Source organism: Streptomyces pinistramenti (assembly GCF_020564935.1).
Taxonomy (GTDB): domain Bacteria; phylum Actinomycetota; class Actinomycetes; order Streptomycetales; family Streptomycetaceae; genus Streptomyces; species Streptomyces pinistramenti.
In genome coordinates this window covers 60,042-73,305 of record NZ_JAJCXB010000025.1, presented here as the reverse complement: position 1 = coordinate 73,305, position 13,264 = coordinate 60,042, and the positions used below count along the sequence as shown (strand labels likewise).

Below are 13,264 nucleotides of genomic sequence, written 5' to 3'. Positions count from 1 at the left end.
CCCTCTGTCACAACCCCAGCCACGAGAAAGGTTCCGGGCCCGGCCATGGCGCTCACCCTCTACGTCGACACCGCGCGCTGGCGGGCGCATCACCAGAGCGTTCTCCAGCAGTTCCCCGGGCTGGTCCCGGTCTGCAAAGGCAACGGTTACGGCTTCGGCCATGAGCGCCTCGCCGACGAGGCCACCCGCCTGGGCTCCGACATCCTCGCCGTCGGCACGACCTACGAAGCAGCCCGCATCAAGGACTACTTCAGCGGCGACCTCCTCGTCCTCACCCCGTTCCGGCACGGCGAGGAGCCGGTGCCGCTGCCCGACCGCGCCATCCGCTCGGTCTCCTCGGTCGAAGGCGTGGGCGGCCTGGTCGGTGCCCGGGTCGTCATCGAGGTCATGAGCAGCATGAAGCGGCACGGTGTCACACCGGAGGACCTGCCGAAGCTGGCCACCGCCATCGAGGACGTCCGGCTGGAGGGTTTCGCGATCCACCTGCCGCTGGACCGCACCGACGGTTCGGACGCCGTCGATGAGGTCATCGGCTGGATGGACCGCCTGCGCGCCGCCCGCCTCCCGCTGCACACGATGTTCGTCAGCCACCTCAAGGCCGGTGAACTCGCCCGTCTGCAGCAGCAGTTCCCACAGACCCGCTTCCGCGCCCGGATCGGCACCCGGCTGTGGCTCGGCGACCACGACGCCACCGAGTACCGCGGCTCGGTCCTCGACGTCACCCGCGTCGCGAAGGGCGACCGCTTCGGCTATCGCCAGCAAAAGGCCGCGTCCGACGGCTACTTGGTCGTGGTGGCCGGCGGCACCTCGCACGGTGTCGGCCTGGAGTCGCCCAAGGCGCTGCACGGCGTGATGCCGCGGGCGAAGGGTGTCGCCCGCGCGGGCCTCGCGACCGTCAACCGGAATCTCGCACCGTATGTCTGGGCCGGCAAGCAGCGCTGGTTCGCGGAGCCCCCGCACATGCAGGTGTCGATCCTTTTCGTGCCGGGTGACGCACCCGAGCCGCAGGTCGGCGAGGAACTGGTGGCCCATCTGCGCCACACCACCACTCAGTTCGACCGCATCGTCGACCGCTGACGCCATCGGCCGGCGCCCCCGGACCGGAAGGGGCCCGGTGCCCGCAGAACTCCTCTGCGGGCGCCGGGCCCCTCGTCGTTCCGCAGGTCCGGGAGTCATTCCCGGACGGCGCCCCAGCGGACCGGCGGGCCTTCGAAGTGCGCCGCGTGCCGTGGCACGTGGTACGCCCGCCCGAGCACGAAGACGTCCGGCGCGTGGTCCAGGACCCCGCCCGACGGATCGTCGTCGCCGTCCCTGCGGACCACGTCGCGTTCCGGCATCAGGATGTCCCGGAGGACGACGGCGCAGAGGTAGAGCGTGCCCAGCAGGTGCAGCACGATGGCCAGTTGGTAGCCCTCCAGCGGTAGGCCCTGATGCTTGTCGCCGCTGCCCGTGTAGGCCAGGTACATCCAGATCCCGAGGTAGTACATGACCTCGCAGCCCTGCCAGATCAGGAAATCCCGCCAGCGCGGCCGGGCGAGCACGGCCAGCGGGATGAGCCACAGCACGTACTGCGGCGAGTAGACCTTGTTCGTCAGGATGAAGAGCGCGACGACGAGGAACGCGAGCTGCGCGAAGCGGGGCCGGCGTGGTGCGTAGAGGGTCAGCAGGCCCAGGCCCGCGCAGCCGACGATCATCAGCAGCGTCGCGTAGAGATTGGCTTCCAGCGGGTTGCCGGTGCGCTGCGAGATCAGCAGCCAGACCGACCCGAAGTCGATCGGGCGCTCCTGGCTGAAGGTGTAGAACTTCGCCCATCCCTCGCGCAGATGAAAGCCGGCTCCGTTGTGCGCGATCATCACGGGCAGATTCACCACCAGCCACGCGGCCACGGCCCCCGTCAGGCACCGCCCGTACGCGCGCCAGGCCCCGGACCGCCAGCAGAGCATCAGCAGCGGCCCCAGCAGGAGAACGGGGTACAGCTTCGCCGCGGTGGCCAGCCCGATCAGCACCCCGGCGGCCAGGGAACGGCTGCGCGACCACATCAGCATTCCTGCGGCGGTCAGCGCGACGGCCAGCAGGTCCCAGTTGACGGTGGCGGTGAGCACGAAGGCGGGCGCCAGGGCAACGAGCAATCCGTCCCACGGGCGCCGGCGGTGTGTACGGGCCACACAGACGGCGATCACGACGGCGCAGACCATCAGCATGCCGGCATTGACCAGCCAGTAGATCTGCTCACGCTGCTGGATCCCGCCCCCGTGCGGGGTCATCCAGGAGGCGACCTCCATGAACAGCCCCGTCAGCACCGGGTACTCCAGGTATTGCATTTCGCCGGGCAACCGGTTGAAGTACGGGATGAGTCCGTCGGCGAAGCCGCGCCCCGCGTAGAGGTGGGGGATGTCGGAGTAGCAGGCGTGGGTGTACTGGGTCGTGGCGCCGAAGAACCAGCCGCCGTTGTAGCAGGGCAGCTTCTGCACCATGCCGAGCGCGAACATGCCGAGGGCGACCAACGCGATGACCCGTACCGGCGTCAGACGGCTCATGCCGAGCAAGGCGTGCCGTCCGATCGGACCTCCGATCAGCTCGCTCCCGCCCGCCGCCACCTCGTCTCGTTGCGTAGGTCGTACGGACTCGTCCTGTCGCACGCTCGTCATGGCCCCATCCTGCCGCACGCTCCTGAGCAGAACGCGGCGAAGCCCCCGCCCGGTCGAGCCGGGTCGGGGGCTTCGGGTTTCCGCGGTTTCACGTGAAACAGACGCTGTTCCACGTGAAACCGGGCGGGATCATCAGGGGCGTTCCCCATTGGAGCCGGCGATGAAGCCGCCACCGCTGTCGGTTCCGCCGGGGTCGGGTGTCGGGCTGCCGTCCCCGCCCGGATCGCCGCCGGTCTCACCACCCGGATCGCCGGTCGTCCCCCCGTGGTTCTTGCAGTTGATGTCCCAGTCCGCGCAGGTCTCCGTCGGAGTGGGGGACGGCGAGTGCGACGGCGTCGGCTTATCGGACGGCTTATCGGACGGCTTATCGGACGGCTTATCGGACGGCGTCGGCGTCGGCGTCGGCGTCGGCATGCCCTCCTCGTCCGTGCGCTGTCCGATCGGGTCGGCGGCTGGGAACTGCTGCACGGGCTGGCCCGCTACCGCCTGCATCATGTACTGGGTCCATACCTGGGTCGGCAGGGCACCACCATGGATCGAGTCGAAGCCACCGACGCCGTTCATGGAGAGCTGGCGGGGATTCTTGGGGTCCTCGCGGAACATCGTGACGGCCGTCGAGAGCTGCGGGGTGTAGCCGACGAACCAGGCCGACTTGTTCTCGTCAGTGGTACCGGTCTTGCCGGCCGCCGGCCGGCCCAGCTTCTTCGCCTCCGTCGCCGTACCGTTCTGGATGACGTTCTCCAGAGCCTTGGTGACGTTGTTGGCGATGTTGGGATCCATCGCCGACTCCTTGGACGGCGCGTCCAGCCCATCGACGGACTCGCCCTTGTGTGTCACCTCGGTCACCGAATACGGCTCGACCTTGGTGCCCGACTTCGCGAAGGTCGCATAGGCATTGGCCATGCGGATCGCGCTGGGTGTGGAAGTACCCAGTGCGAAGGACGGGTTGAGGTTTTTGTCGAAGCTGGCCTCGGCGATGCCCGCCGCCTGGGCCATGTCCCGGACGTTCTTCATCCCGACGTCCATACCGAGCTGGACGAACGGGGTGTTGACGGACTGCTCCATCGCCTTCATGAGGCTGATGTAGCCCCAGGGGTGATTGCTCTCGTTCACTTGGTAGAAGGGCGAGCCGTCCTGCTTCAGGACGTAATTTCCGTCCGCGTCCTTCACCTTGAGGTGGTCGTTGCCGTTGTAGCGGCTGTCGGGGGAGATCGCCTGGCCGTCGCTGTGCTTCGTGCCGTACTTCATCGCGGCGGCGAGGACGAACGGCTTCCACGTCGAGCCGACCGGCACACCGAACGTGTCGGCGTTGTTGCTGAAGTGGCCCTTGTCGTAGCCCTCACCGCCGTAGAGCGCGACGATCTTGCCCGTGCCGGGGACCACGGAGGCGCCACCGAACTGGACGTATTTGTCCTTGGACCGCTTCTCCGGATCGATATAGCGCTTGTTGACCTTCTTCACCGAGGCGGCGAGATCCTCGACCTTCTTCTTTTCGAAGGTCGTGTGGATCTGGTAGCCGCCCTTGTCGAAGGCCGCCTCGCTGATGTCGGTGTTCTTGAGCACGTACTTCTTGGCGGTGTCCATCAGGTAGCCGATCTGGCCGCCCTTACTGGCCACCGGCTTCGGTTCCTGCGGCTGGGGAAACTTCTTGTACTTGGCCCGCTCGCTCTTCGACATGCGGCCGACCTCGACTTCACGGTCGAGGATCCAGGACCAACGCGACTGTGCGCGGGCGGTGTTGGCCTGCCGCGTGGAGTGCGGCCCGGTGCCGCCGGCCGGGTCGTAGAGGTCCGCGCCCTTGAGGACGGTGGCCAGCATGGCGCTCTCGTCCGGCTTGAGGTCCTTGGCGTCCTTGCCGTAGTACGCCTGCGCGGCGGCCTGGATGCCGTAGGCGTTCCGGCCGTAGTAGCTGGTGTTGAGGTAGCCCTGGAGGATCTTGGGCTTCGGGACCGTCCCGCCGACCTTGATGGAGATGAAGAGCTCTTTGAACTTGCGGTCGAGCGTCTGCTCCTGCGAGAGCATGGCGTTCTTGACGTACTGCTGGGTGATGGTCGAACCGCCCTGGGTGTCGCCGCCCTGGGCCATCTTGACCACGGCGCGCAAGATCCCCTTCGGGTCCACGCCGGAGTCCTTCTCGAACGACGCGTTCTCGGCGGAGATCGCCGCGTTCTGCATCGACCGCGGGATATCGCTGATGTCCACGATCTGACGGTTCGTCTTGCCGTCACGGGCCATGATGTCGCCGTTGGCCCAGTAGTAGACGTTGTTCTCCTGCCGCGCTGCGGCGCTCTCCAGAGGTACCTGCACCAGTGCGAGCGCTATGCCGGAGACACCGACGATCAGGCCGATGAAGCCGACGCACAGCGCCGTGACCTGCTTCCAGGACGGCACGAACCGCCGCCAGCCAACCTTGTTGGCCCGCGGGTAGTCGATGAGACGCTTCTTCGCCGGGCCGCTCCCGCCACGGCCGCGGCCACGTCCTCCCTCCGGCCCACCACCGGTTCGACGCCCTCGGCCGCCATGGCCGCCGCGTCCCCCGCCAGATCCCCCCGCAGTCTCGGGCGCCCGCCGGCGACCTCCGCGCTGCGCGGCCCGGCGCGCTTCGGCCCGCCCGCCCGCCGGCCGTTCCTGGCCGTGCGCGGCGGAAACGGACGTGGCGTCATCAGCAGTGCTGCGTGACGGCGATGCGCGCCGCCCCGATGACTGCTGTGCGGCACGTCGGGCCGCGGCGCGTCCACCACCCTGCGGCTGTGGTGGTTTGCGACGGTGCTCGCTCATGGAACGGCTACTCCTCGGGCAGGCGCGCTATCTCGTCGCCTGAAGGCGGCAGTTGGCTTCAGGTCCCCCCGATGCACGACCCGTTCCTGACGCGCGGGTCGCGCTGCACCGAGGACGGGGACGCCACGTATAGGCCCTCGGTTCCCGGCAGTCTGCATGCCGCACAGACTACGCAGGGCCAAAACCTGCCCACCGTCGAAATTCACTCCAAATCAGGCAGGTTGGGTAGTAAGAATCGGTGATGTGACGCCGTTCACCGTCTCCTTCCTTGTTCCACCCTGGTGGTCGTTCTATCGTCTGGATGTATCGAGTCGATACATCAGCACGACATAAAGAACGCACGAGGCCAAGGAGGCGGAGGATGAGCAGACGTTCCGGCATCCTCGAATTCGCCGTCCTGGGCCTCCTGCGCGAGTCCCCGATGCACGGCTACGAGCTGCGGAAACGGCTCAACACCTCGCTCGGGGTCTTCCGTGCGTTCAGCTACGGCACCCTCTACCCCTGCCTCAAAGGGCTGGTCGCGACCGGCTGGCTCATCGAGGAGACGGGCGGCGCCCCGGAGGGCGCACCAGCGGCACTGACGGGACGCCGGGCAAAGATCGTCTACCGATTGACCACGGCGGGGAAAGAGCACTTCGAAGAACTGCTCTCCCACTCCGGGCCGGATGCGTGGGAGGACGAGCATTTCGGCGTCCGCTTCGCCTTCTTCGGCCAGACATCGCGGGACGTACGGATGCGCGTGCTGGAAGGCCGCCGCAGCCGGCTGGAGGAACGCCTCGAAAAGATGCGCACCTCACTGGCCCGCACCCGCGAGCGGCTGGACGACTACACCCTCGAACTGCAGCGCCACGGCATGGAATCCGTGGAACGTGAGGTCCGTTGGTTGAACGAGCTCATCGAAAGTGAACGCTCCGGCCGCGATCAGCGCGCGCCGGAGTCCGCAGCACGGGACAAGCAGGATCAGTCAGGAGATACGGGCGGCCTGCCCCGGCACCGGGGTGGTACCCGGCCGGACCCGTCCGATGACACCACCACATGAGGGCCTGCCCAGCAGGGCCTCAGCGAGCACACAGGGAGCAACCGGAATGGGTTCGGTTCGCGTAGCCATCGTCGGCGTGGGCAACTGCGCCGCCTCGCTGGTACAGGGCGTCGAGTACTACAAGGACGCCGACCCGGACACTCGCGTGCCCGGTCTCATGCACGTGCAGTTCGGCGAATACCACGTGCGGGACATCGAGTTCGTGGCCGCCTTCGATGTCGACGCCAAGAAGGTCGGCCTCGACCTCTCGGACGCCATCGGCGCCAGCGAGAACAACACCATCAAGATCTGCGACGTGCCGAACGCCGATGTGCCGGTCCAGCGGGGCCACACCCTCGACGGTCTGGGCAAGTACTACCGCATGACGATCGAGGAGTCCGAGCAGGCTCCGGTCGACATCGTCCAGGTCCTCAAGGACAAGCAGGTCGACGTCCTGGTCTGCTACCTCCCTGTCGGCTCCGAGGACGCCGCGAAGTACTACGCCCAGTGCGCCATCGACGCCAAGGTCGCCTTCGTCAACGCCCTTCCGGTCTTCATCGCCGGCACCAAGGAGTGGGCGGACAAGTTCACCGAGGCCGGTGTGCCGATCGTCGGAGACGACATCAAGTCGCAGGTCGGCGCGACCATCACGCACCGTGTGATGGCGAAGCTCTTCGAGGACCGGGGCGTCGTCCTGGACCGCACGATGCAGCTGAACGTCGGCGGCAACATGGACTTCAAGAACATGCTGGAGCGCGAGCGCCTGGAGTCCAAGAAGATCTCCAAGACGCAGGCCGTCACCTCCCAGATCAAGGACCGCGAGCTGGGCGAGGACAACGTCCACATCGGGCCCTCCGACTTCGTGGCCTGGCTCGACGACCGCAAGTGGGCGTACGTCCGCCTTGAGGGCCGCGCCTTCGGCGATGTACCGCTGAACCTTGAGTACAAGCTCGAGGTCTGGGACTCCCCCAACTCCGCGGGTGTCATCATCGACGCGCTGCGCGCCGCGAAGATCGCCAAGGACCGTGGTATCGGCGGGCCGATCCTCTCCGCGTCCTCCTACTTCATGAAGTCGCCCCCGGTGCAGTACTTCGACGACGAGGCACGCGAAAACGTCGAGAAGTTCATCAAGGCCGAGGTCGAGCGCTGACGCACCCGTCCCCACGTCTCCCCGCGGGCCTCCGGATATGACTCCCGGAGGCCCGCGGGCTGTGTGAGGCTGTGCGCCATGCCTGCCGTGCGCGATCTCCGCGTATTACTCCAGCTGCGCGACTTCCGTTCACTCCTGACCGCACGGCTGCTCTCGCAAGCAGCCGACGGCGTCTTTCAGGTGGCGCTCGCCACCTTCGTCGTCTTCTCTCCGGAGAAGCAGAGCTCGCCCGCCGCCATCGCCTCCGCCATGGCGATCCTGCTGCTGCCGTACTCCCTGCTCGGCCCGTTCACCGGCGTCCTGCTGGACCGCTGGCGCCGACGCCAGGTACTGCTCCGCGGCAATCTGCTGCGCACCGTCCTCGCCACCGCGACCGCCGCCCTGATCCTCATCGGCGTCCCCGACTGGCTGTTCTACGCATCGGCGCTGTCCGTCACCGCCGTGAACCGCTTCGTACTGGCCGGGCTCTCCGCCGCGCTGCCCCGGGTGGTGGCGGGTGAAGAACAGCTGGTGGTGGCCAACTCCCTTTCCCCCACGGCCGGAACGCTCGCCGCGACGGCGGGCGGAGGGCTGGCCTTCGCGGTCCGGCTCACCGGGCCGCAAGCGGATGCGCTCGTCGTACTGCTCAGCGCGGCCCTCTACCTGTGCTCGTCCCTCACCGCCCTGCGCATGGCACCCGACCTGCTCGGGCCGGACCCGTCACAGCTTCAAGGCCGCCTGAAAGAAACCCTGTTGAGCACCGCGCGGGGCCTGCATGACGGCCTGCGGCACCTCGTGCAGCGGCAGGTTCCGGCCCGTGCGCTGATAGCGATGACGATGGTCCGGTTCTGCTACGGCGCTCTGACGGTCATGGTGCTGATGCTGTGCCGCTACGCCTGGTCCGCAACCGAGCCCGAAGGGCTGGCGCTGCTCGGAGTCACCGTCGGCGTCTCGGGAGCGGGCTTCTTCGCCGCGGCGCTCGTCACCCCCTGGGCCATCGCCCGGCTCACGCCGTTCGGATGGATCGCCTGCTGCGCCGCCCTGGGCGCGGTGCTGGTGCCGGCTCTGGGGCTGCCGTTCGCTCCGGGCCCGATGCTGGCCGCCGCCTTCGTCCTCGGCCTCAGCACCCAGGGCACGAAGATCGCTACCGACACAGTGGTCCAATACACGGTCGACGACGCCTACCGCGGCCGGGTGTTCGCCGTCTACGACGTGCTGTACAACATTGCCTTCGTCGGCGCCGCCGCGGTCGCGGCCCTCATGCTGCCGCCGGACGGGAAGTCGGTCGGACTGCTGGTCGTGGTGTCCGGGCTCTACGCAGCCACGCTCGCGGGGATGGCCCGCCTGGGCGTCGTGCAGCGCCGCCCAGGCGTCTGACACAAGGCCGACAACCGCTACGACAGCGTCGCGCGACCGGAAACCTTGCGGGGGCGTCATCCGCACGCCGCACACACCTGCACGGATCAGCATCGGGGGACACTCATGACCACACCGCCGCAAGGCCAGAATCCATACGGACAGCAGCCCTACGATCAGTCACCGTACGGACGGACTCCCTGCCCTCAGCGAGAACGCGCGCGCCGTTTCACGTGAAACAGGGCAGGATCCTGACCCGTTTCACGTGAAACCAGCGAACCGGACCGACGGTGTTTCACGTGAAACACCGCCCCCGTCGTCAGCCCTGGCTCTGCGTGGCCCACCACTCCTTGAGCGCGGCGACGGCCTCCTCGCGCTCCATCGGCCCGTGCTCCAGCCGGATCTCCAGCATCTGCTTGTACGCCTTGCCGACTTCCGGCCCCGGGGCGATGCCGAGAATCTGCATGATCTCGTTGCCGTCCAGGTCCGGCCGGATCGCATCCAGCTCCTCCTGCTCCTGGAGGCGCGCGATGCGGTCCTCCAGGCCGTCGTAGGCCCGGGAAAGCGCGCTGGCCTTGCGCTTGTTGCGCGTGGTGCAGTCCGAGCGGGTCAGCTTGTGCAGCCGCTCCAGCTGCGGACCGGCATCCCGGACGTACCGCCGGACGGCCGAGTCGGTCCATTCGCCCGTGCCGTAGCCGTGGAAGCGCAGATGCAGCTCCACCAGCCGGGAGACGTCCTTGACCATGTCGTTCGAGTACTTCAGCGCGGTCATCCGCTTCTTGGTCATCTTCGCTCCCACCACCTCGTGGTGGTGGAAGGAGACCCGGCCGTCGCTCTCGAACCGGCGCGTCCTCGGCTTGCCGATGTCGTGCAGCAGCGCCGCCAGCCGCAGGACCAGGTCCGGCCCGTCCTCTTCGAGGTCGATCGCCTGCTCCAGGACCGTCAGCGAGTGCTCGTAGACGTCCTTGTGGCGGTGATGCTCGTCACGTTCCAGCCGCAGCGCGGGAAGCTCCGGCACGACCTTGTCGGCGATGCCCGAGTCGACGAGCAGCTTCAGTCCCTTGCGCGGGTGCGGCGCCAGGATGAGCTTGTTCAGCTCGTCCCGTACGCGCTCCGCCGACACGATCTCGATGCGGTCCGACATCGCCGTCATCGCGGCGACGACCTCGGGCGCGACGTCGAAGTCCAGCTGCGCGGCGAAGCGGGCCGCGCGCATCATCCGCAGCGGATCGTCGGAGAACGACTCCTCCGGCGTCCCTGGCGTCCGCAGCACCCGGGCGGCCAGGTCCTCCAGGCCGTCGTGCGGGTCGATGAACTCCTTCTGCGGGAGGAACACGGCCATGGCGTTCACCGTGAAGTCCCGGCGGACCAGATCTTCCTCGATGGAATCGCCGTAGGACACCTCGGGCTTGCGCGAGGTCCGGTCGTACGCCTCGGAACGGTAGGTCGTGACCTCGATGTCGAACGAGCTCTTCTTGCAGCCGACGGTGCCGAAAGCGATGCCGACCTCCCAGACCGCGTCGGCCCACGGCCGGACGATCTTCAGGACGTCCTCGGGCCGCGCGTCGGTGGTGAAGTCAAGATCGTTGCCGAGCCGGCCCAGGAGCGCGTCCCGCACCGAGCCGCCGACCAGGGCAAGCGTGAACCCGGCCTCCTGGAAGCGGCGGGCCAGGTCGTCCGCCACGGGGGACACCCGCAGCAGTTCGCTCACGGCACGTCGCTGTACATGGCTCAGCGCGTTCGTCGACTGCGGAGTCCGCTCGGGCTGCGGGGCGGGGATGTCATTGTTGGCGTTCGGCACAACAGGACAGGGTACGTGCCCGTGCCGTACCAGGCGTCACGTTGCCCACGCCGGCGCATCCCCGCCGGTCTTATCGATCATGTGGCGCACTCCGCGGCACCACGCCACAGCGAGCCTCGTTACCATTCGTGGACGCACATTCCGACGACCACTGACGACGACGAGGGACGGGCGAGCGCGTGGCCGATGCGGCAAGGTTCCAGTGGACTGAACGGCCGCGTGGTCGATGGCTACGACGCACCGTGGCGCTGTTCACCGGAGTGCCCCTTCTCGTGGGGCTGCTGCAGATTCCGCACGCCCCCGCAGCACACGCAATCCCCACCGGGTCGCGCACGGTGGACGTCAGCATCGATTCCCTGTCTCCCTCCGCCCCTGACAAGGGCGATACGGTCACCGTCTCCGGGACGCTCACCAACAAGGGCAGCTCCGCGGTCACTGACGCGCACGTCGCCATGCGCCGCGGCCCCTCGCTCAACGGACGCAGCGCCATCGACACCGCCTCGCACCGCACCGGCTTCTCCCCCGGCGCGGACGGCGAAGAGGCCGAAGGGCACACCGCGAAGGTCGCCGAGCTGGAGCCGGGCATCAGCCGCTCCTTCTCCCTCAGCGTGCCGGTCAAGGATCTCGACCTCGGCGAGGACGGCGTCTACCAGCTCGGCATCTCGCTCTCGGGGAAGACGCGGTCCGCGCCCCTCGAACAGGTCCTCGGCATCGAGCGGACCTTCCTGCCCTGGCAGGAGAAGGACGCCGACAAGAAGACTCAGCTCACCTATATGTGGCCGCTGATCTCCACCACCCACCTCACCGCCGAGACCGACGCCGACGCCGAGCAGACGCCGGTCTTCCGCGATGACGACCTCGCGGCGGAGATCGCCCCCGGCGGGCGTCTGCAGCAGATGGTCGCGCTCGGCAAGAACCTCCCCGTCACCTTCGTCATCGATCCCGACCTGCTCGCCACGGTCGACGCGATGACCAAGACGTACAAGGTGCAGGGCCCGGACGGCCCCGCGGGCAAGAACCAGGCGGTCGCCAAGCAGTGGCTGAACCAGCTTGAGGACGCGGTGAAGACCCACGAGGTCGTCGCGCTGCCGTTCGCCGACCCGGACCTGGCGTCGCTGGCCCACCACGGCAAAAGCGTTCCCAGCTCCCTCGGCCACCTCGGCCCGGCCACCGAGCTGGCCTCCAAGACCGTGGACACCATCCTCGGAGTGAAGCCGCGCACGGACTTCGCCTGGCCCGTCGACGGGGCGATCGACTCCTCGATCGTCGACGTCGCCACTTCCGCGGGTGCGCACAACGTCATCACCCGGAGCGACAGCCTTCGGGAGACCGGCGGGCTGCTGTACACGCCGACGGCCGCGCGGCCCATCGGCGGCGGCAACACCGCGATCGTCGCGGACGAGCAGCTGTCCCGGGCCTTCGAAGGCGACCTGTCGCGGGCCGGCAACGCCACCCGCGCGGTCCAGAACTTCCTCGCCCAGACCCAGATGATCAGCCTCCAGGACCCGGGCCGGCAGCGCAGCATCGTCGTCGCACCGCAGCGTATGCCGTCCGTCGGCCAGGCCCAGGCCATGGCGTCCGCCCTGCGGAATCTGGACTCCAGCCGCTGGAGCCGGCCGCTGAACCTCAGCGGAGCCGCCAAGGCGGAGCCCGATTCCGCGGCCACCCGCCACATTCCGAGCAGTGCTTCCTACCCATCCGCTCTGCGCCGCCAGGAGCTGCCCACCGCGGCGTTCCAGCAGATCCAGGACACCCAGTCCGCGCTGGACGCCTTCCGGGTGATCCTGGACCAGCCGGAGCGCGTGGTGACCCCGTTCGGGAACGCCATAATGCGCGAGATGTCGACGCAATGGCGCGGCAACAGGACCGGCGCCGGCACGTTCCGTACCTCGGTCCGGAGCTATCTCGCCAGTCTGACCAAGAAGGTCCACCTGATCCAGAAGTCGGAGGCCACGCTCTCCGGCCGCAGCGCCACGATTCCGGTGACGGTGCAGAACAACCTGCTCCAGGGCGTCGAGGGCATGACGCTGGAGCTGACGTCCTCGCAGCCCAACCGGCTGGACGCGGGCAAACCGCAGCGGATCAAGGTCGACGGCGGGCACAGCCAGTCGTTCAAGTTCGACACCACGGCGAACGCCAACGGCCCGGTGCGGGTGAAGGCCCAGCTCTACACCGCGGACGGGACGCCGTACGGTAACGCGATGACGTTCGTCGTGAACGTCACCGAGATCACCGCCACGGTCATGCTCGTCATCGCAGGCGGAGTACTGCTGCTCGTCCTGGCCGGCGTGCGGATCTACCTCCAGCGCAAGCGGGCGGCCACCCGTCGGGCCGAGGACGGTCCCGACGGCGAGGACGGCCCCGAATCCGCTGACGGGCCCGATGACGAGGACGGTACGGACGGCCCCGGCGGCAAGGACGACAACAGCGGCGATGCAGGCAGCGATGGGGCCGAGCAGCCGAGTGACCCCACGCCGGACACCGGTTCGGAAAACACGGGCCCGTCCGGCTCAGGTGAGAAAGTGGACCGTTGA

8 protein-coding genes are annotated in these 13,264 nt (G+C 68.1%); 5 read left to right on the top strand and 3 right to left on the bottom strand.

The window, feature by feature from the left end; translation table 11 throughout:
- Positions 1-45: 45 nt before the first annotated feature.
- The gene (locus LIU39_RS18925; protein WP_227047940.1) at positions 46-1,077 is read left to right on the top strand and encodes an alanine racemase; all 1,032 of its coding nucleotides are present in this window, start codon (positions 46-48) and stop codon (positions 1,075-1,077) included.
- 95 nt (positions 1,078-1,172) lie between these two features.
- Here LIU39_RS18925 and LIU39_RS18920 read toward each other — a convergent pair whose 3' ends face one another.
- Complete coding sequence (locus tag LIU39_RS18920; protein ID WP_227047939.1) at positions 1,173-2,648, bottom strand: glycosyltransferase family 87 protein; 1,476 nt, start codon at positions 2,646-2,648, stop codon at positions 1,173-1,175.
- 132 nt (positions 2,649-2,780) lie between these two features.
- Positions 2,781-5,426 (bottom strand): transglycosylase domain-containing protein, encoded by a 2,646-nt coding sequence (locus tag LIU39_RS18915; protein WP_227047938.1) that lies wholly within the window; start codon positions 5,424-5,426, stop codon positions 2,781-2,783.
- A gap of 361 nt (positions 5,427-5,787) precedes the next feature.
- Here LIU39_RS18915 and LIU39_RS18910 point away from each other — a divergent pair, with 361 nt between their 5' ends.
- From LIU39_RS18910 to LIU39_RS18900, 3 genes are all read left to right on the top strand, one after another.
- Entirely contained in the window at positions 5,788-6,465 is a 678-nt protein-coding gene (locus LIU39_RS18910; protein ID WP_227047937.1) for a PadR family transcriptional regulator, read from the top strand.
- Between the two features lie 46 nt (positions 6,466-6,511).
- Positions 6,512-7,594, top strand: a complete 1,083-nt coding sequence (locus LIU39_RS18905; RefSeq protein WP_227047936.1) for an inositol-3-phosphate synthase — start codon at positions 6,512-6,514, stop codon at positions 7,592-7,594.
- 78 nt (positions 7,595-7,672) lie between these two features.
- Positions 7,673-8,950 carry an MFS transporter gene (locus LIU39_RS18900; RefSeq protein ID WP_227047935.1) on the top strand — a complete coding sequence of 426 codons (1,278 nt, stop codon included), beginning with the start codon at positions 7,673-7,675 and terminating at the stop codon, positions 8,948-8,950.
- A 298-nt stretch (positions 8,951-9,248) separates the two neighbouring features.
- Here the strand turns inward: LIU39_RS18900 and LIU39_RS18895 are convergent, their stop codons facing one another.
- Positions 9,249-10,730 (bottom strand): CCA tRNA nucleotidyltransferase, encoded by a 1,482-nt coding sequence (locus LIU39_RS18895; RefSeq protein WP_227047934.1) that lies wholly within the window; start codon positions 10,728-10,730, stop codon positions 9,249-9,251.
- Between the two features lie 179 nt (positions 10,731-10,909).
- Between LIU39_RS18895 and LIU39_RS18890 the strand changes: the two genes are divergently transcribed.
- Entirely contained in the window at positions 10,910-13,264 is a 2,355-nt protein-coding gene (locus LIU39_RS18890) for a DUF6049 family protein (protein WP_227047933.1), read from the top strand.